We start from the raw sequence: 19,178 nt of genomic DNA, 5'->3' as shown, positions 1-19,178 counted from the left end.
CGTCTCGATTATACGCCCCGGCCGGTCTGGCCGCGATGCCGCAGATAGTGGTCGGCTATGGTGCAGGCAAGCATCGCCTCGCCGATCGGAACGGCGCGGATGCCGACGCATGGATCGTGCCTGCCCTTGGTGCGGACGTCGACCTGCCTGCCGTCCTTATCGATGGAAAGGCGCGGCGTGAGAATCGACGAGGTCGGCTTCACTGCGAAGCGGGCGACCACCGGTTGCCCGGTCGAGATGCCGCCCAGGATGCCGCCGGCGTGATTGGACAGGAAGATCGGCTTGCCGTCGTTGCCCATGCGCATTTCGTCGGCGTTCTCCTCGCCGGTCATCCGCACGGTTTCGAAACCGTCGCCGATCTCGACCCCTTTCACCGCATTGATCGACATCAGGCTCGACGCGATGTCCTGGTCGAGCTTGGCGTAGACGGGCGCGCCGAGGCCGGGAGGCACGCCTTCCGCCACCACCTCGATCAGCGCACCGATGGACGAGCCGGCCTTGCGGATTTCGTCGAGATAGTCGGCGAAGCGGGGCACGGCCTGCCTGTCGGGCGTGAAGAAGGGATTCTCCGCATCCTCGATGAAATCCCAATCCCAATTGGCGCGGTCGATCTCCTTGTCGCCCATCGCGACGAGCGCGCCGCGAACGACCAGTCCCGGCACCACCTTGCGGGCGATCGCGCCGGCCGCCACGCGCGCCGCGGTCTCGCGCGCGGAGGCGCGGCCGCCGCCGCGATAGTCGCGGATGCCGTATTTCACGTCATAGGTGTAGTCCGCGTGGCCGGGCCGGAACTGCCTGGCGATCTCGCCATAGTCCTTCGAGCGTGGATCGACGTTCTCGATCATCATCGAGATCGGCGTTCCGGTCGTCACCAGGGTCTCGCCATCCTCGTCCATCAGCACACCGGAGAGAATGCGCACCTCGTCCGGCTCGCGGCGTTGGGTGACGAAACGCGACTGGCCGGGCTTGCGGCGGTCGAGCTGGTGCTGAATTTCCGCCTGGGTGAAGCGGATGCCGGGCGGGCAACCATCCACGACGCAGCCAAGCGCCGGACCGTGGCTCTCGCCCCAGGTGGTCACGCGAAAGAGATGGCCGAATGTATTGTGCGACATGCCGTGTTCCTAAGCGGCCGCAGGCCGCTCGCTTCGTGTTTTCCCGCCCGCTTCTATTGGCGTTTTCAACAGGGGTCAAACGATCCGCGAGAAGGGTTGAACTTTTGACACAATCGCTGTTCTCCATGGGAGCAGGAATGCGTCCCCGAAGCGGACGTCAATGGAAAGGCATCATGATGCGCATCGTTTCCGGATTGCTAGCGGCGTTTTTGATCGCCTCAAGCCTTTCGTTGTTTTCCGGCGTAGCACTGGCGGCCGATGACGAAGGCAAGATCGTCTCGATCGACCGCCAGGAGCTCACGATTACGCTGGACAACGGCAATTCCTACAAGCTTCCCGGCGAATTCGACGTGGAGGCGTTGCAGGAAGGCATGGAAGTGCTTCTGGCCTACGACACGGTCGACGGCGAGAAGCTCGTCACGGACATGGAAATCGAGTAACGCTCAGATCCATTCCAGCCGGCCGTCGCTCATCCTCAGGATTCTGTCCTGGGGAATGGTGAGCGCCGAGCATTCCTCTGGACCCAGTGACCCTGTCAGCCTGAATATCGAGCGTATGACGCCGCCATGGGTGACGCAGACGGTCGGCCCCGCGATCTCCTCGACGAAGGAACGCACGCGCGCGGCCAGCATCTCGTAGCTCTCCGCATGCTCTCCCGGCGGCAGGAAGTGCCATTTGTCGGCGTCGCGGCGGGCGGTGCAGCCTGGATCGACAAGCTCCAGCTCGTCGAAAGTGTGGCCCTGCCAATCGCCGAAATGGACCTCGATCAGGCGATCGTCGGTCTCATAGCCTTCCGGCGGCAGGCCCATCGCCCCGCGGATGCGTTCCATCGTCTCGCGCGTGCGGCGCAATGGGCTCGCAACGAAGCGGAAATTTTCGGGCGTTCCGATCAGGCCGGCCAACCGCCGTCCGTTGCCGTCGGCCTGCGCGCGGCCGACCGCATTGATGTCCGTGTCGGCCTGCCCTTGCAGCCGGTATTCTGCGTTCCAGTCGGTCTGGCCGTGGCGCACGAAATAGCAGATGAAGTCCATGATCCCCGTTTTCAGGCGCGCGGCGGCCGTCAGTCCTTCACCACCGAAATGTCGGGCGCGTCGACCGCCTTCATGCCGACCACATGGTAACCGGCATCGACGTGATGCACCTCGCCGGTAACGCCGCGCGAAAGATCGGAAAGCAGATAAAGGGCGGAATCGCCGACCTCCTCGATGCTCACCGTCTTCTTCATCGGCGCGTTGTATTCGTTCCACTTGAGGATGTAGCGGAAATCGCCGATGCCGGACGCCGCCAGCGTCTTGATCGGCCCGGCGGAGATAGCGTTGACCCGGATGTTCTTCGAACCGAGATCGACGGCGAGGTAGCGGACGCTTGCCTCCAGTGCGGCCTTGGCCACACCCATCACATTGTAGTGGGGCATGACTTTCTCGGCGCCGTAATAGGTGAGCGTCAGCATCGAGCCGCCATCCGTCATCAGCGCCTCGGCACGCTGGGCAACCGCCGTGAACGAATAGACGGAGATGTCCATGGTGCGCTGGAAATTGTCGCGCGTGGTCTCGACATAGCGGCCGGTGAGCTCGTCCTTGTCGGAGAAGGCGATGGCGTGGACGAGGAAGTCGAGCTTGCCCCACTTCTTCCGGATGCCTTCGAAGACGGCATCGACGCTCGCGAGGTCGGTCACGTCGCAATCGCCGGCAATGTGGGCGCCGAGTTCGGCGGCCAGCGGCTCGACGCGCTTCTTGAACGCTTCGCCCTGATAGGTCAGCGCCAGTTCCGCACCCTGATCGACACAGGCTTTGGCAATGCCCCAAGCGATCGAGCGATTGTTCGCGATCCCGAGGACGAGGCCGCGCTTGCCTGCCATAAGGCCGTTTCCTGCTGCCATTGGACGTTTCTCCGCAAAATCATGTGGTTGCTGTGCCTATCGCACAGCAACCCTGGAGCTTCAAGCGCGGAGAAGTCGCTTCTAGCGGGCGTCAACCGTCTTTCAGCTTACGCATCAGCGCTTCCAGCTCGTCATTACCGCCTTCCGGCAGCATGATGCCGACATGGGCGTAGAGATCGCCGTGGCCGCCCGCCTTCAGCGGCAGGCCCTTGCCCTTGATGCGCAGCTTGCGGTCGGAGCTCGACCAGGCGGGAACGGTCACGGCAACCCTTCCGGTCGGCGTGTCGACCGCCACTTTCGCGCCGAGCACCGCGTCCGCCAGCGGCACCGGCACATCGACATGCAAGTCCCGGCCGTCGACGCGATAGCGCGAATCGCGCTTGAAGCGGATCTTCACCAACGCATCGCCGGGATTGCCGAACGGCGCAGGAGCGCCCTGCCCCTTCAGGCGGATCGTCTGGCCGTCCTCCACATAGGTCGGCAATTTCACGCCCATCCTGCGGCCGTCGGGGAAGACTGCCGTGACCTTCGTGGCGTTCGCCGCCTCCTCGATGCTGACATCGAGCGCGATGTTCACATCCGCTCCGGCTTGCGGCGCCTGCCGCCGGGCATGGGAGGCCCCGGCACCCGGGTGCTGCTGCGAAAAGGCGTGGCCGAAGATTTCACTGAAGATGTCGCCGGCATCGCCGAACGTCTCGCCGCCGCGCGGCCCGGAAGACCGGAACTCGAAATGCGTGCCGCCAGGCCCGCTCTGCGTGCTTCGAAAACCCGCGAACGGATCGCCGCCGGCACCGCCCTCGAAGCCGGTGAAGCGCGGCTTGCCGCTCGCGTCGATCTCGCCCTGGTCGAATTGCGTGCGCTTCGCCTCGTCGCCGACGATCTCGTAGGCCTGGTTCACCTCCGCGAAGCGGTCCTTGGCCTTGGGATCGTCCGGGTTCTGGTCCGGGTGGTATTTCTTGGCCAGGCGGCGGAACGCCGACTTCACGTCTTTAGCAGAGGCGTTCTTCGCAACGCCCAAAACTTCATAGGGATCGCGCATGGTACCTTTCTGCCCGAACGGGGAAAATGAAATGGGTTGTCGCGGATAATATGCGTTCGCCTAGGAACAAATTCCAGTGAAACCGCTATTCGACCCGATCGAACGAGTTCATGGACCATATCTTCGTCGGTCCGAGACAGGCGCGGCCCGCGTAGAGACTAACCCCGTCGAAGCTCTCGCGCGAGGCCACGAACTGCCGGCACAACATGCCCTGGTCGCGCATTTCGATGATCTGCCCGATGGATCCCTGCGAGCCCGTCTCGACATTGGCCCAGCTCAGCGCGCCGCCGGCGATCGCTTCTATGTTGGCGGAGGTGACGGCATTGCGGATGGTCGTCTCGTCCGAAACGCGCACCGGATCGGGCAACACCACCGGCTTGGGCGACACCGAGCCCGTCACGATGCTGCGGTCGACGGCGATATCCTCAAGGGTCACACCCCTGGACCCGCACGCGGAAAGGATCGCGACGGCGCCAAGACACAGCAATATCCCCGGACCGATCGTCAAACTTCCAGAACGCCCCATTCAGCGAAAAACTTGCGCTCCGCGCAGCCATCGACGTCCGCCGTCCAACCGCGCGCATACGAGCGTTCCTTATCGCCGAGGCAGAGTTAACAGACGGTTCCCCGGCAGCCTCGGCCTATCCCATGACTTCCAGGCCGAGCTTGCGCTGCAATTGTTCGACGCGCCGCCTGAACAGGGCGTGGCGCTCATCGGGAGGCGTCACGGACAACACCATTGCGAGAAGCTGTTCCTTCTCGCCTTCGTCCAGGCGCGACTTCAACAGCAAGGCCGTCTTGTCGATGACCGTGGGCACGTCCGCTACCTGGTTGGATGCCCATTTCGCGTAGGCGATCGCTTCGTCCAATGCCTTCTCGCTCGCCGCGATCGCGCTGATCTTGTTCCGAACCCGCTTTTCCAAGGCGTCGGAAACCACGACGTCCTCGGCCGCTATCGCCATGACGACGGTCGCGGCCGCGGTGACGGGATCGTCTATCGCGGTGACCGGAGCCAGCGCCGCCTTCTTGCGAAGCTTGTTTCGCCGCAGATTTCCCTGGACCCGGCCGACGGCATCGGCGACCTCGCCCGCGGCCTCCTTCATGAATTTAAGCCGGTACCACCAGATCGCGCCGACGCCCAGCAGGCCAAGAATAGCCAAGACAATATGCATCCCCGAAAACTCCAGCATATCGAAAATGCCGGCATAGCTTAAAACGCCATTGCTCGCCAGAGTTGTTCCGATGCGATTTTCCAAGAGAACAGCGCTCAAATGCACCTTGCAGCGCAGGCACGGGAGAGGCTAACACATGGCCCGAGCATGCGTCGGAGGCTAGGGGCCTCGTTTACGAAACTTGACGCATCGATTCGGAAGCTCGCTTAAAAGGACCGATCTCGCGATATGAGCACCGAAGCAGAAGGCGACTTCACCGAGAGTTCCGAGCCCTACGCGCTCTTCGCTCGATGGCTGGAAGATGCGACCTCCTCCGAGCCGAACGATCCCAACGCCGTCGCGCTCGCGACCGTCGACGCCGACGGCCTGCCCAATGTGCGCATGGTGCTGCTGAAGGGATTCGACGAGAACGGCTTCGTCTTCTACACGAATTTCGAGAGCACGAAGGGAGGCGAAATCCTTTCTTCGATGAAGGCGGCGATGTGCTTCCACTGGAAGTCGCTGCGCCGCCAGGTGCGCGTGCGCGGCCCTGTCGAGGTCGTCTCCGACGCCGAAGCCGACGCGTATTACGCGTCGCGCCCGCGCGGCAGCCGCATCGGGGCATGGGCGTCGGCCCAGTCGCGCCCGCTCGAAAGCCGCTTCGCGCTGGAAAAGGCGGTCGCGCAATACACCGCGAAACATGCGGTCGGCGAGATACCGCGCCCGGCCCACTGGTCGGGCTTCAGGATCAAGCCGCAATCGATCGAGTTCTGGCACGACCGGCCGTTCCGCCTGCATGACCGGGTGATCTTCACCAAGGCCGGCGACGGTTGGGAGAAGGCGCGGCTTTATCCTTGAGGCGATCCGCCCTCTCGGAGGAGCGCGTCTAACCTTTCTTGCGGTTCATGAAGGCCATGAAAGCCTCGCGCGCCTCGTCGGATTTCAGGCGCGCGCGGAACTGCGCGCCTTCCTCCTTGATCCTTGCCACGAGAGCCTCGCGGGAACCGAGCATGAGGTCGCGCGCGATCCTGAGGGCCTCGGGCGGCTTGCGTGCGATCGCATCGGCGGCGGCAAGCGTCGCCGCCTCTAGTTCCTCCTCCGCGACGACGTCGTAGATCAGGCCGGCGGCCTTGGCTCGCTCGGCCGAAAACCCCTCGCCCAGCCCAAGCAGCGCGAAGGCGTTCTGCCGGCCGAGCACCGCCGGCGCAAGCAGGCTCGAGCCCGCCTCGGGCACGAGGCCGAGATCGACGAAGGGCGTACGGAACTCCGTGCGCGGGGTCGCCAGCGTCAGGTCGCAATGCAGGTTGATCGTCGTTCCGATCCCGACCGCGATGCCGTCGACGCCGGAGACGATCGGCTTCCCGGCGCTCGCGAGCGCCAGCAGGAAATCGTAGACCTCCGTTCCGCCTTCCCCGCCCGTGGCGATGGCCATGAAGTCGGCGAGATCGTTGCCGGAGGAGAAGGCGCCGGGGACGCCGAAAAGAACGCGCACCCGCACGTCCGCATCTGCATCGCTCTCAGCCAGCGCCTTTGCCATCGCCGCATACATGGCGCGGGTGATCGCGTTCTTCTTGTCGGGACGGTTCATCCTGACGATCGTAACGGCGCCGCGCTTTTCAACCAGAATATGCTCGTTCATCGTCGTCCCCCTTCAGGATGCGAGCGCGGCTTCGGCCGCTGCAAGGCTTTGCGATCCGCCGACGACGCGCTTGCGGAGGGCGGCGGCCTCGTCCAGCAGGTTCTCGGCGAAGAACCGGCAAAGCGCTGCGTTGGCCGCGGTCTCATCCACAATCGCGCCCTTCGCCAGGTAAACACCGCCGGCGGCGAGCGCGAAAAGCCGCAGATAGGGCGTCGCGCCGGCCAGCGCCTCCTCCATGCGACCCTCGGCGAGCGACGCCTTGAGGAAGGCGGTCGCCTCGGCAAGCTCGTCCAAAGCCTCGGCGCATTTTTCCGCCGTCAGCCCGAGCCCCTCGCGATTGGAGGCACGCACCGCTTCCACCGTCTCGCGCAATTCGTCGATATAGCCGTCCACATGCGCGCCACCGGACTGCGGCAGCTTGCGGGTGACAAGGTCGATCGCCTGGATGCCGTTGGTGCCCTCGTAGATCGGCGCGATGCGCGCGTCGCGATAGTAGGACGCGGCGCCCGTCTCCTCGATATAGCCCATGCCGCCGTGTACCTGGACGCCAAGCGACGCCACCCCCACGCCGACATCGGTGGAGAAGGCCTTCGCGACGGGCGTCAGCAGATTGGCGCGCTCCTGCCAATGGCGCTTATCTTCCCCCTCGCCCGCATGTGCCATGTCGAGGGCGTGCGCGCATGAATAGGCGATCGCGCGGGCCGCCTGGGTCAGCGCCTTCATCGTCAGGAGATTCCGCCGGACGTCGGCATGGTGGATGATCGGCGCCATGCCCTCGCCTTCAAAGTCGGGCGCCTTGCCCTGACGGCGCTCGTTGGCATAGGCGAGCGCCTTCTGGTAGGCGGCCTCGGCCACCGCCACGCCCTGGATGCCAACCGCGAGGCGGGCATTGTTCATCATGGTGAACATGCAGGCGAGGCCCTTGTTCTCCTCGCCGATCAGCCAGCCGACGGCGCCCGGCTCGCGTTCCTTCGCGAAGCCGTCGCCGTAGATCATGGTGCAGGTGGGAGAAGCATGGATGCCGAGCTTGTGCTCGATCGACGCGCAGAAGACATCGTTGCGCGCACCGGGCGATCCGTCGGCGTCCGGCAGGAATTTCGGCACCAGGAACAGCGATATGCCGCGCGTGCCGGCCGGCGCGTCGGGCAGCCGGGCGAGGACGAGATGCACGATGTTGTCGGTGAAGTCGTGCTCGCCATAGGTGATGAAGATCTTCTGACCGAAGATGCGGTAGCTGCCGTCTTCCGCGCGTTCGGCGCGCGCGCGCAGCGCAGCGAGATCGGAACCCGCCTGCGGCTCCGTCAGGTTCATCGTGCCCATCCATTCGCCGGAGACGAGCTTTTCGAGATAGATCGCCTTCAGTTCGTCGGAGGCGTGCTTGTCCAGCGCCTCGACCGCGCCCATGGTCAGCGTCGGCCCGATACCGAAGGCCATCGAGGCCGAGTTCCACATTTCGAGGGTCGCGACGCCGAGCATCATCGGCAGGCCCTGGCCGCCGAATTCGGCGGGCCCGGTCAGGCCGTTCCAGCCGCCCTCGATCCATCGCGCATAGAGTTCCTTCCAGCCCTTCGGCATGGTGACGGCCGCGTCCTTCAGGACAGCGCCCTCCTCGTCGCCGATCCTGTGGAGCGGCGCGACCTCTTCGCTGGAAAAGCGCCCGGCCTCGGAAAGAATGGCCTCGACCAGATCGTCGGAGAGGTCGCCGAAGCGGCCGGCCTCAATTTCCTTCCGCAGGCCCACCACGTGTTTCAACGTATGTGCGATCTGTCCGACAGGCGCGCGATACATGCAGTTCGAACCTCCCTCTAAGCCGCGCCGGACGGTTTTCCTGCGCGGGAATCCACCTAATTCAGCCGTTCAACCTGCTAGTTCCTTTTTACGTAAACGTCAAACGACCCTGGCCGCATCACGATGCAGCCGTTCGAAAGCTACATAGTGCGCGGGGACAAAGGCAATGCTCTCGCGTCCGGAAAACCGCCGCATCGAATGCGGCGCGCCCCGTGCCCGATGGCTTCGAAGCATTTCGTTAACCACGAAGATCCAAGATCGAACCTCATCCATCGGGAGGGTCCCGTCGCATGTCAGTATCCCGCGTCACGATCGCGACCGCGTGCGGCGGGCTTGCGGCATTGCTTGGCCTCGTCATGGCGGCAACGGCCTTCGCCTCGGATTTCTCCGCGCCCTGGAACCGCCGGGACCGCGCGATCGTCATAGACGCCTACGAGAACAATCCGATCGACTGGACGAAGCTCGCGACCGACAAGCGCATCACCGGCTTCATCAACAAGGGTTCCGACGGACTGCCGCCTCCCTATCGTTGCGAGGGCAACGAAACGGAGCAGCGGCTCTGCAAGGCGCTGTGGCTGCGCTACGCGGTCGCCAAGGAGCTCTTTCACACGCGCAAGGCGATGGCGAAGTCACTGGGCCTCGAATGGGGTGCCTATCACCTTGGCAGGCCCGGCAATCCGATCGACCAGGCCAATCATTTCATCGATTTTGCCCAGCCCGGTCCAGACGATCTGATCGCGATCGACATCGAGGACAACGATCCCGAGAAATGGATTTCGCTGGAGGACGCCGAGGAGTTCGCCCGGCACATCCAGCGGCGGCTCGGCCGCTTCCCGGTGCTCTACACGAACGGCTCGACAGCGCAGTTCATCGCCGATAACCGCGCCAAATATCCGCTGCTTTCCAGGCTGCCCCTCTGGTACGCCCGCTACAAGCCCGAGATCGGACTGCATTTTCCGAAGGGAAACTGGGACAGCTACGCGCTATGGCAGTTCTCCTCCAAGGCCAATTGCGACGACAGGAAATGCCCCTATCGCGTGCCGGGCACACAGAACGACATCGACGTGAACGTCGCCTCGATGGACGCCGAAAGCCTGCGGGAGGCGTGGCCGTTCGGCGGCTTGATCGAGGCGAGGGACTTGCTGGTCGCCAGCGTTCCCGTGCCGGTCCGACGCGAACTGGGGCTCGCCGGCGAGGTGACGATCACCTTTGCGGAAGTGTCGAACCCCGACTTCGGCGCGCTTGCGGCAGCGCCGCCATGGCCCCATGCGACCGGCCTCGCCGAAGTCCTGGCGGTCCGCCGCGACATCGAGCTCGGCTATCATTCCTCCCGCAGGGGACTCGCAGGGCTCGACAAGATGACGACCGGCGGCATCCGACTGCTCGACGCCGGAAAGGCGATCCGCGCCGGAGCGCGGTAGGCGACCTCCTCACCCGTCGGGGAACGGGTGGCAGGCTGCATCCGCTTCAGCGCTCCCTTTCCCGCTCCACGGCGCGCCAGCCGATGTCGCGGCGGCAGAAGCCCTCCGGCCAGTCGATCCTGTCGACCGCCTCGTAGGCGCGTCGCTGCGCCTCGGACACCGTTCCGCCGGTGGCGGTGACGTTCAACACCCGCCCGCCCGCGGCAACGAGCCTGCCGCCGTCCTCCAACTTCGTTCCGGCGTGGAATATCTCGATATTCTCGGCCTTCGCCGCGTCGAGGCCGGAAATGACGCTGCCCTTTTCCGGCGCGGCAGGATAACCCCGGGCCGCCAGCACCACCGTCAGCGCCGCATCGTCGTACCAACGCGCTGAGCTGTGCGCCAACTGGGCGTCGACGGCGGCATTCATCAGAACGAGAAGATCGTCCTTCAAGCGCATCATCAGCACCTGGCATTCCGGATCACCGAAGCGGGTGTTGAACTCGATCAGCTTCGGGCCCGTCTGCGTGATCATCAGCCCGACGAAGAGAACGCCCGTGAAGGGGGCGCCCATCTCCTCCATGCCGCGCATGGTCGGCTCGACGATCTCGCGCATGACGCGCGCCTCCATTTCCGGCGTCATCGCCGGCGCCGGCGAATAGGCGCCCATGCCACCGGTGTTGGGGCCGGTGTCGCCATCGCCGACGCGCTTGTGGTCCTGCGCCGAGCCGAAGGGCAGCGCGGTTTTTCCGTCGCAGATGCAGAAGAAACTCGCTTCCTCGCCTTCGAGGAACTCCTCGACCACCACCTCGGCTCCGGCGCTGCCGAATGCACCTTCGAAGCATTGGGCGACCGCGTCGAGGGCTTCGTCCAGCGTCATGGCGACGGTAACGCCCTTGCCGGCGGCGAGCCCGTCCGCCTTGACGACGATCGGCGCGCCCATGCGCTCCACATAGGCGCGGGCGTCCGCCGCGTTGTCGAAGCGGCCATAGGCGCCGGTGGGAATGTCGTAGCGCGCGCAGAGATCCTTGGTGAAACCCTTCGAGCCTTCAAGTTGAGCCGCCTTCTTCGATGGGCCGAAGACGCGAATGCCCGCTTCGGCCAGTTCATCGGCAAGACCGGCCACCAGCGGCGCTTCGGGTCCGACGACGACCAGGTCGATGGCGTTTTCCACGGCGAAGGAGACGATGCCGGCATGATCGGAAATCTCGATCGCGGCCAGTTCGGCCTCCTCGGCGATGCCTGGATTGCCCGGCGCGGCGTAGAGCTTCGTCAGCATCGGCGATGCGGCGATCTTCCAGGCGAGCGCGTGTTCGCGGCCGCCCGAACCGATAAGCAGAACCTTCATCGAAGCATTTTCCTTGCCGATCCCATCACTGCCGCCTCCGCTATTGCCATGAGAGGACGGGGTCAAGGCTTGCGCCGAATTTTGGAGGACAATTCGCCTGCTTGACGCCGCGGCATTCGCCTGCCACTCCACGGATCATGGAAAACATCCAGTCGAAAGAGGAGCAGGGCCGCGTCTCGGACGCGCCCTCGGGTCATTGGGTCTACCGCACGCTGTCGCGTTCGATGTGGCCCTACGCGCAACTGGCGCGCTGGGATCGCCCGATCGGCTGGTGGCTTCTCATGTGGCCGTGCTGGTGGTCGACCGCGCTTGCCGCCAGCGCCCACGCACAGCCCGGCGCGCCGCTCGCCGAGGTAATGCCGTCGCTTTGGCACCTTCTCCTTTTCGCGGCAGGCGCGATCGCCATGCGCGGCGCGGGCTGCACCTACAACGACATCGCCGACCAGGACATCGACGAGAAGGTCGCGCGCACCCGCTCCCGTCCCCTGCCCGCGGGCAAGGTGACGCGGAAGCAGGCATGGGCGTTCCTTCTCCTGCAATGCCTGGTCGGGCTTGCCGTGCTCCTCCAGTTCAATTCCTTCGCAATCGCGGTCGGCATCGCCTCGCTCGTGACCGTTGCGGTCTATCCTTTCATGAAGCGATTCACGAACTGGCCCCAACTCTTTCTGGGATTTGCCTTTTCCTGGGGCGCGCTGATGGGCTGGGCAGCGCATTTCGGAAGCCTGGAACTCGCTCCCGTCCTGCTCTATCTCGGCTCGATCCTGTGGGTGATCGGCTACGACACCATCTACGCGCATCAGGACAAGGAGGACGACGCGCTGGTCGGCGTCCACTCCACCGCGCGCCTCTTCGGCGACCGGACCAAGCAATGGCTGATCGGCCTCTACGGCGGGGCGCTGCTGCTTTTCGCCGTCGCCTTCGCGAAGGCGGAGGTGCCGATGCCCGCGCTTGCCGGACTACTCGCGGCCGGCGTGCACATGGCGCGGCAGATCCGGGTCCTCGACATCGACGACCCGGACCAGTGCCTGAAGCTCTTCAAATCCAACTCGGTGGTCGGCTGGCTGATCTTCCTCGGCCTGCTGGGCGGCGGCGTCTGGGCCGCCATTAGCCCGCAATTCTGAGCCGGTTCAGTTCCTGGCGATGATCTCCTCGCCATTGACGACGAGCCGCAGGCCGAGATTGCCCGATTTGCGCCGTGCGAGGAAACGGGGGCGGCGGCCGTTGGAGACCTTGCCCTTGCGCCGTGGTATCGCGGCGGCCGCGCGCATCGCGATGCCGAGCGATTCCTCCAGCGTCCGCGCCACGCCGTCCGCCTCGATCAGCAGCATCGGCAGGCGATAGGCATCGGCCCAGGCGCGCCAGTCGGCGGCGATATCGTCGAGGTTATGCGCCACCAGCAGCGGCACCGACAGCATCGGGTCGTTGTGGAGAAGCTCCAGCGTGACGGTCACGTTGCCCTCGCTGTCCTCCATCGCCCGCGCCGCCACGCCCTGGAAGGCATTGGCAGGCAGGATCACCGTGGCCGGCAGGCGACTCATCTCCAGGACACGCCTGATGGTCGCGCCGCGATAGTCGATGGTGAAATTGACGTCGCCGAGATCGTCGCGGGCCGCGTAGCTGACCGATTGCGGCAGCCGAAAGGGGTCGAGCCGCATGTTGCAGCCCGCCCACACGGGTTTTAGCCGGGTGTTCATATGTTGCGCCTTCCTGTCTCTCCTGAGAGCCGGTTTTCCGGTCTTCTCACGGGCAGATTTTTTCCTGCCTCGTTATGCGGGGAGACTAGCGGGCGGTCCTTACCGGTCGCCTTAAGAAGTTCGGTTAAATTTATCTAGACTTTTTGGATGGTTATCGATTTCCAACCTGGCGTAACGGCTCGGCAAGCTTTCTCACTAAAATCCTAAATCATCTTGCCGGGGTTCATTATTCCGGCGGGATCGAAGGCGTTCTTCACGCGCCGCATCAGATCGATGCCGACCGGCGGGGCCGTGGCGATCAGCTCGGCGCGCTTCATCTTGCCGATGCCGTGCTCGGCGGAGATCGAGCCGTTGAAGGCCCGCACGACGGAATGCACCGCGCCGTTGATTTCCTCATAGCGCGCGAGGAACGCGCCCGGCTCGCCGCCCGCAGGCTGGGAAATATTGTAGTGGAGATTGCCGTCGCCCATATGGCCGAAGCAGACGAGCCGCGCCTCGGGCTCTAGGCGCCGTACCGCCTGCCAGGCCTCGTCGATGAAATCCGGGATCGACGCGACCGGCACTGAGATGTCGTGCTTGATCGATGCGCCTTCCGGCTTCTGGCTTTCCGACATCGCCTCCCTGAGTTTCCAGAATGCCTGCGCCTGGGCGAGGCTTGCGGCGATGGCCGCGTCTTCGAGTAGCCCCGCCTCCATCCCCTCGCCCAATACCTCCTCGATCAGCTCGCGCGCGTCCTCCGCCGAACGGCCGGAGGAGATCTCCATCAGCACGTACCAAGGGTAGGCCGAGGCGAGCGGGGCGATGGAGCCCGGAATATGGGTGACGGTGAAGTCGAGCGCCCTGTCGATGATCAGCTCGAAGGCGGTGAGGCTCGCGCCCGCCCGCTCGGCGGCAAGGCCGAAGAGCTTGAGCGCGTCGGCCGGACTTTCCACACCTACCCAGGCGACCTCGCGCCCCTTCGGCTTCGGAAAGAACTTCAGTACGGCCGCTGTGATCACGCCGAGCGTGCCTTCCGCGCCGACGAAGAGGTTCTTCAGGTCGTAACCCGTATTGTCCTTCTTGAGCTTGCGGAGATCGTCGAAGACCTCGCCCGTCGGCAGCACGACCTCGACGCCGAGGCAAAGCTCGCGCGAGTTGCCGTAGGCGAGCACGCCGGTCCCGCCGGCATTGGAGGAAAGATTGCCGCCGATCTGGCAGGAGCCTTGCGATCCGAGAGACAGGGGAAAAAGCCGGTCCACCTCGTCGGCCGCGTTGTGAAGCGCGTCGAGCACGACCCCCGCCTCGGCCGTCACCGTGTTCGAGGCGAGATCGATCTCGCGGATGCGGTCGAGCCGAGACAGGGAGAGAATAACCTGCGCGCCGGACTGATCGGGCATCTGGCCGCCGACGAGGCCGGTATTGCCGCCCTGCGGCACGATCGCCGTTCGCGTCCCGGTCGCGAGCCGGAGGATGTCGCTCACCTCGCCGACGCTTCCCGGCCGCAGCACGAGCGGCGAAACGCCGCCCCACAGGCCGCGCGGCTCGGTGACGAAGGGCGTGATCGCGGCCGCATCGCGCAGTGCATGCCGCTCACCGACGATGGCGGCGAAACGTTCGATGATTTCGGAAGAAAGGACGGAGGCGGGCATTTCGGAAGCCATCTGCGGAACCTATGTGTGAGCGGACGGATTGGCGCGGGGCGCGGCGGCACGGCGAAGGCGATCGTTGACGGCCTCGCACAGCCCTTCCTCCGGGATCGGCTCTACGGCGATCATCCGCGCGCCGGAGCGATCGAGTTCCTGCAGATAGGCGTAGAGGTTGGCGGCCGCCTCGCGCGGGCGCGCGTTTTCGGAAAGGTTCAGCACCGCGACAGCCTCCTCCGCTCCCGCCGCGCGGGTCGGACCATAAGCAAGCAGCGCCTCGCCGTCGGCCACGTCCGTCGCGTTCAGCCTGATGCGCGCGCGCGGAGCGTAGTGCGAGGTGAGCATACCCGGCGCCTCGATGCCCGCCGCTCCGCCGCGGATCACCTTGACACCGAGCGCCATCTCGATCTCCTCCGCGGTCACGCCGCCCGGCCGCAGGATGCGCGGCGCCTCGGGCGTGACCTTCACGATGGTCGATTCGAGACCGACCGGGGTCGCCCCGCCATCCACGACGAGCTTGATCCTGCCGCCGAGGTCGGCCTCGACGGCTGCCGCGTTCGTCGGGCTGATACGTCCGGAGGAATTGGCGCTGGGAGCCGCGAGCGGCCTGCCCAGCCTGCCGACGAGGTCGCGGGCGAAGCCGCGCGGCATCCGCAGCGCCACCGTGTCGAGCCCCGCGCTGACCAGCGCATGGATGCCGTGCCCCTCGCGCAGCGGCAGGACCATGGTCAGCGGCCCCGGCCAGAAGCCATGCGCCAGAAGCCGCGAGGCCGGATCGAAAACGGCGATCTTCTCGGCCATCTCCATGCTCGACACATGGGCGATCAGCGGATTGAAGCGCGGCCTGCCCTTGACCTCGAATATCCGCGCGACGGCCTCGCCATTGGTGGCGTCGGCGGCAAGCCCGTAGACGGTTTCGGTCGGCAGCGCGACGACCTCGCCGGCCTCGAGCAGCGCGAGCGCGGGTTCGAGCGCTTCGTCCACGGGAAGGATTTCGGCCACGATCTGTTTACCCTGTTTCGAATGGACCTGCCTAGCGTGCGACACCGGGCTCGGCAAGAGCCGCGACGTCATCACTTGTTAATGCGCCGGCCCCTAGGCTTGCTGACCTTTTTCAAAACCGGCGACAACCGTCGGCATGCAGTCGGGAGTCCGCGGTGTCACGCGTGCTTGCAGCAATCATCTCCATTCCGCCCATGCTTGCCTCGGCGCATGCGGGCTCCTTCGTCGAGATAGACGCGACCGAAAAGCAAGGCGCCTCGATCTCGGTGATGGACGAGGCGGTCCTGCCGCCGCGAGCGGAGGCGGCTTCCCCCTCCGAAGCCGGCGAGATCGTCGCCGTTTCCCGTTCGGTCGTGGCCGTCGGCGCCGACGCCGCGCCCTCGATGGAAAAGGTCTCCGCAATCGGAGCGAAGCCCGGTTGGCGCGACATGGAAGTGCCGATGGTCATCCGCGGAGGCGTCGTCGACGACATCTTCGATAAGAGGGCAACGCCGGAAGCGGCTGCGCCTAGCGAAGCCGTCGACTCTCATCCATCCTCGAGGGTCGAGGCGCAAGCGTCTCCGGCGCCGCTCGCCGACGTGCCGATCCGAAGGCCTGAATAACTCCGGCCATGCCTTGACGCGCGCCGGTGCGCCCGCCACGATCTCCGCATTCGGGGAGCAAGGGGCAATGATCGAATTTACAGTGAACTTCGTCCTGAAGTTCTTCCACCTTTTCGGGCTGCTGCTGGGCGCCGCGGCAGGCTTCGGCTCGATGGCCGTGGCGCGCCAGGCGCGCCGCAGCGGCGGCAAGCCGCCGGCCGAGCTTCTGGCGCTGCGGCCGTTCTTCGCGCGGATGGCGCTGGCGGGCATAGCGCTTCTGTGGGTGACGGGCCTCGGTCTCTGGGCCTTCCGCTACGATTTCGTCCGCCTCGGGCTCGCCTTCGACCTGAAGATGCTGGTGGCGCTGCTGCTTCTCGCCGTCATCGTCGCGATCAACATGATCATGCGCCGTGCGACCGCGGCAGGCACGCCGCCACCAGCCTGGCTGCCCAAGCTCGGCATGACGACGCCGGTCCTGACGCTGACCGCCGTCGCGCTGGCTGTGTGGGTGTTTGTCTGATCAGCCAAATCTGGCATGGCCGTACTTACCCCTCCCCATGAGGGGTGGGGTAAAACCAGATCGAAAGGGCCGATCAGCCCGCGATTTTCGAGAAATCCGCGACCTGGCCGGTAGCGCCCCTGATGCGGGCGAGCAGCGCCAGGCGGTTCGCCCGGACACGCACGTCCTCGTCGTTCACCAGGACCGCCTCGAAGAAGGAATCGACCGGCTCGCGCAACGCGCTGAGCGCACGCATGACGGCCGAAAAATCTTGCATTTGAATCGCTTGCGCGGCTTCGCTCTCAGCCTGATTCACCGCCGAGAACAGCTTCTTTTCGGCGTCCTCGGTAAACAGTGCGGGATCGACGGCAGCGGCGACCGCCGTACCCTTCTTCTCCTCGGCGGCGAGGATGTTCGCCGCGCGCTTGGTGCCGGCGAGCAGGTTCGCGCCGTCCTCGGTGTCGAGGAAGATGCCGAGCGCGGCGACCCGGCTGACGACGAGCAGGAGGTCGTCATTGGCCGATGCCCCCTCATCCGGCTCGGCCATCGCCTCGCCACCTTCTCCCCGCTGGGGAGAGGAGGTCGCCAGCACGGCGTCGATCAGGTCGTGCCGCGCACCCTTGTCGCGCAGATACACCTTCAGGCGATCGTGGAAGAAGGAAAGGAGGTCGGGAAGTGCATCCGCCCCCGGCCCGGAAACGCCCTCGGGATTCCCGAGAACGAGAATGGCGGCCTGGCGGAGAGGCTTCAGCAATTCGAGCCGCACCCCATTCTCCACCACGATGCGGATAACCCCCAGCGCAGCCCTGCGCAGCGCATAGGGGTCCTTGCTTCCGGTCGGCTTCTCGTCGATCGCCCAGAAACCGACGAGCGTGTCGAGCTTGTCGGCCAGCGCCACCGCCACCGAAACCGGATCGGTCGGCACGACGTCGGACGGACCCTGCGGCTTGTAATGCTCCCCCATCGCGGCAGCGACCGAGGCGTGTTCGCCTTGCAGGAGAGCGTATTTGTGGCCCATCGTCCCCTGCAATTCCGGAAACTCGCCGACGACCTCGGTCTGCAGGTCGGCCTTGGCGAGCACGGCGGCGCGCTCGGCCAGATCGGGATCGGCGCCGACGATCGGCGCGATCTCGCGCGCCAGGCGGCGGATGCGCTCGACGCGCTCGCCCTGAGTGCCGAGCTTGGCGTGGAAGGTGACGTTCAAATGGTCGAGCCGTGCCATGCGCTGGTCGAGCGGCCTTGTCAGGTCGAGCCCGAACTTCTCCGCCGAGGCTTCCAGCTCGCCGAGATCCGGCAGGTCGTGCTGGTCGGTCTTCCAGAAATGCACGGCGTCGGAAAGGCGCGCACGCACGACCTTGCCGTTGCCGTAGGCGATCTCCTTGCCGCCGTCCTTCGCGTCGATATTGGCGGTGAGGATGAAGCGGTTGGAGAGCGCCCCCTCACCCTCGTCCTTCGAGGCTCGCGGCGCTTGCGCCTCAGGATGAGGGTTCGGGTCGGTGCGACCGTCCTCATGCCTAGGTGCCGGCGAAGCCGGACTCGACGCACGCGTCACGAAACACTTCTGGTTCGCCCGGATCGTCAGCCGGATAACCTCCGGCGGGATCGACAGGAACTCCTCCTCGAACTCGCCCATCAGCACGACAGGCCATTCGACGAGGCCGGCGACCTCCTCCAGCAGGCCCTCGTCCTCGACGAGCTCCAGGCCGGCGGCGAAGGCGATGTTCTTGGCGTCGTCGAGAATGATACGCTTGCGGCGCTCGGCGTCGAGCACCACCCTGGCGGCCTCGAGCTTGGCGACGTAATCGTCGAAGCGCCTGACCTCGATCGCCTGCGGCGCGTGGAAGCGATGGCCGTAGGTGAGGTTGCCGGCGCGGATCCCGTCGATCTCGAAATCGACCACCACCGGCTCCTCCGTCTCCGGCCCGAAGGTGCACAGGATGGACTGCAACGGCCTCACCCAGCGCAGCGAGCCCGGCTTTGCCGAAGCCGCGCCCCAGCGCATCGATTTCGGCCAGGGGAAGTCGCGGATGACGCGCGGCATGATCTCCGCGATGATCTCGTCCGCTCCGCTGCCGGGCTTCGAAAGATGCGCGACGTAGAAATCGCCCTTCTTCGGATCGGTATGGACATGGGCCTGCGACACGTCGGAGAGGCCTGCCTTGCGCAGAAAGCCCTGGATCGCCTGTTCCGGCGCCGAGGTGGAGGGACCCTTGATCTCCTCGCGCACGTCCTTCGAACGCGCGGTGAGACCGCGAATGTCGAGGGCTAGCCGGCGCGGCGTCCAATATTCGGTCGCCGCCTCGTAGGTCAGGCCGGCATCGACCAGGCCGTCGGTCACGAGCTTCTTCAGATCACCCGCGGCCTTGCGCTGCATACGGGCGGGAATTTCCTCGGAACGGAGTTCGAGAAGCAGGTCGGGCATCG

The 19,178-nt window shown here is 65.4% G+C and carries 19 protein-coding genes; 6 read left to right on the top strand and 13 right to left on the bottom strand.

Translation table 11 applies throughout. From position 1 onward, the window contains the following. Positions 1-8: 8 nt before the first annotated feature. Positions 9-1,112 (bottom strand): chorismate synthase, encoded by a 1,104-nt coding sequence (gene aroC / locus XW59_RS04445; protein WP_047143558.1) that lies wholly within the window; start codon positions 1,110-1,112, stop codon positions 9-11. 176 nt (positions 1,113-1,288) lie between these two features. Between aroC and XW59_RS04440 the strand changes: the two genes are divergently transcribed. Further along, positions 1,289-1,552, top strand: coding sequence for a DUF1344 domain-containing protein (locus XW59_RS04440; protein ID WP_047143876.1), 264 nt, complete (start codon positions 1,289-1,291; stop codon positions 1,550-1,552). Between the two features lie 3 nt (positions 1,553-1,555). On the opposite strand, the gene XW59_RS04435 is transcribed toward XW59_RS04440, so the two are convergent. From XW59_RS04435 to XW59_RS04415, 5 genes are all read right to left on the bottom strand, one after another. Then, the gene (locus XW59_RS04435) at positions 1,556-2,143 is read right to left on the bottom strand and encodes a histidine phosphatase family protein (RefSeq protein ID WP_047143557.1); all 588 of its coding nucleotides are present in this window, start codon (positions 2,141-2,143) and stop codon (positions 1,556-1,558) included. A 29-nt stretch (positions 2,144-2,172) separates the two neighbouring features. Further along, positions 2,173-2,991 carry an enoyl-ACP reductase FabI gene (fabI, locus tag XW59_RS04430; RefSeq protein WP_047143556.1) on the bottom strand — a complete coding sequence of 273 codons (819 nt, stop codon included), beginning with the start codon at positions 2,989-2,991 and terminating at the stop codon, positions 2,173-2,175. A gap of 91 nt (positions 2,992-3,082) precedes the next feature. Beyond that, complete coding sequence (locus XW59_RS04425) at positions 3,083-4,030, bottom strand: J domain-containing protein (protein ID WP_047143555.1); 948 nt, start codon at positions 4,028-4,030, stop codon at positions 3,083-3,085. 85 nt (positions 4,031-4,115) lie between these two features. Next, entirely contained in the window at positions 4,116-4,466 is a 351-nt protein-coding gene (locus tag XW59_RS04420; RefSeq protein WP_246665997.1) for an RT0821/Lpp0805 family surface protein, read from the bottom strand. 205 nt (positions 4,467-4,671) lie between these two features. Beyond that, on the bottom strand, positions 4,672-5,190 hold the full coding sequence (locus XW59_RS04415; protein ID WP_246665996.1) for a hypothetical protein: 519 nt from the start codon (positions 5,188-5,190) through the stop codon (positions 4,672-4,674). A gap of 240 nt (positions 5,191-5,430) precedes the next feature. Here XW59_RS04415 and pdxH point away from each other — a divergent pair, with 240 nt between their 5' ends. After that, positions 5,431-6,039: a pyridoxamine 5'-phosphate oxidase gene (gene pdxH / locus XW59_RS04410; RefSeq protein WP_047143553.1), complete on the top strand. Its 609-nt coding sequence runs from the start codon at positions 5,431-5,433 to the stop codon at positions 6,037-6,039. A 28-nt stretch (positions 6,040-6,067) separates the two neighbouring features. Here the strand turns inward: pdxH and XW59_RS04405 are convergent, their stop codons facing one another. Both XW59_RS04405 and XW59_RS04400 read right to left on the bottom strand, forming a co-directional pair. Then, the gene (locus tag XW59_RS04405) at positions 6,068-6,820 is read right to left on the bottom strand and encodes a crotonase/enoyl-CoA hydratase family protein (protein WP_047143552.1); all 753 of its coding nucleotides are present in this window, start codon (positions 6,818-6,820) and stop codon (positions 6,068-6,070) included. 12 nt (positions 6,821-6,832) lie between these two features. After that, entirely contained in the window at positions 6,833-8,608 is a 1,776-nt protein-coding gene (locus XW59_RS04400) for an acyl-CoA dehydrogenase (RefSeq protein WP_047143551.1), read from the bottom strand. Between the two features lie 356 nt (positions 8,609-8,964). On the opposite strand from XW59_RS04400, the gene XW59_RS04395 reads away from it, so the two are divergent. Next, complete coding sequence (locus XW59_RS04395; RefSeq protein ID WP_246666013.1) at positions 8,965-10,029, top strand: GH25 family lysozyme; 1,065 nt, start codon at positions 8,965-8,967, stop codon at positions 10,027-10,029. Positions 10,030-10,075: 46 nt separating this feature from the next. Here the strand turns inward: XW59_RS04395 and purD are convergent, their stop codons facing one another. After that, positions 10,076-11,356, bottom strand: a complete 1,281-nt coding sequence (gene purD, locus XW59_RS04390) for a phosphoribosylamine--glycine ligase (RefSeq protein WP_047143550.1) — start codon at positions 11,354-11,356, stop codon at positions 10,076-10,078. A 137-nt stretch (positions 11,357-11,493) separates the two neighbouring features. Between purD and ubiA the strand changes: the two genes are divergently transcribed. After that, complete coding sequence (ubiA, locus tag XW59_RS04385) at positions 11,494-12,477, top strand: 4-hydroxybenzoate octaprenyltransferase (protein ID WP_047143549.1); 984 nt, start codon at positions 11,494-11,496, stop codon at positions 12,475-12,477. 6 nt (positions 12,478-12,483) lie between these two features. Here the strand turns inward: ubiA and XW59_RS04380 are convergent, their stop codons facing one another. From XW59_RS04380 to XW59_RS04370, 3 genes are all read right to left on the bottom strand, one after another. After that, entirely contained in the window at positions 12,484-13,050 is a 567-nt protein-coding gene (locus tag XW59_RS04380; protein ID WP_047143548.1) for a DUF6101 family protein, read from the bottom strand. A gap of 203 nt (positions 13,051-13,253) precedes the next feature. Next, entirely contained in the window at positions 13,254-14,690 is a 1,437-nt protein-coding gene (locus XW59_RS04375) for an FAD-binding oxidoreductase (protein ID WP_047143547.1), read from the bottom strand. Positions 14,691-14,699: 9 nt separating this feature from the next. Next, positions 14,700-15,674 carry an L-threonylcarbamoyladenylate synthase gene (locus XW59_RS04370; protein WP_047143546.1) on the bottom strand — a complete coding sequence of 325 codons (975 nt, stop codon included), beginning with the start codon at positions 15,672-15,674 and terminating at the stop codon, positions 14,700-14,702. A gap of 155 nt (positions 15,675-15,829) precedes the next feature. Here XW59_RS04370 and XW59_RS04365 point away from each other — a divergent pair, with 155 nt between their 5' ends. Continuing rightward, the gene (locus XW59_RS04365) at positions 15,830-16,276 is read left to right on the top strand and encodes a hypothetical protein (protein ID WP_136067936.1); all 447 of its coding nucleotides are present in this window, start codon (positions 15,830-15,832) and stop codon (positions 16,274-16,276) included. A 67-nt stretch (positions 16,277-16,343) separates the two neighbouring features. After that, positions 16,344-16,775: a hypothetical protein gene (locus XW59_RS04360; RefSeq protein ID WP_047143544.1), complete on the top strand. Its 432-nt coding sequence runs from the start codon at positions 16,344-16,346 to the stop codon at positions 16,773-16,775. Positions 16,776-16,848: 73 nt separating this feature from the next. Here the strand turns inward: XW59_RS04360 and glyS are convergent, their stop codons facing one another. Beyond that, positions 16,849-19,176, bottom strand: a complete 2,328-nt coding sequence (glyS, locus tag XW59_RS04355) for a glycine--tRNA ligase subunit beta (RefSeq protein WP_047143543.1) — start codon at positions 19,174-19,176, stop codon at positions 16,849-16,851. Between the last annotated feature and the right edge of the window lie 2 nt (positions 19,177-19,178).

It is taken from the genome of Aquamicrobium sp. LC103 (assembly GCF_001014615.2).
Taxonomy (GTDB): Bacteria; Pseudomonadota; Alphaproteobacteria; order Rhizobiales; family Rhizobiaceae; genus LBCQ02.
This window is presented reverse-complemented; position numbering and strand designations above follow the sequence as displayed.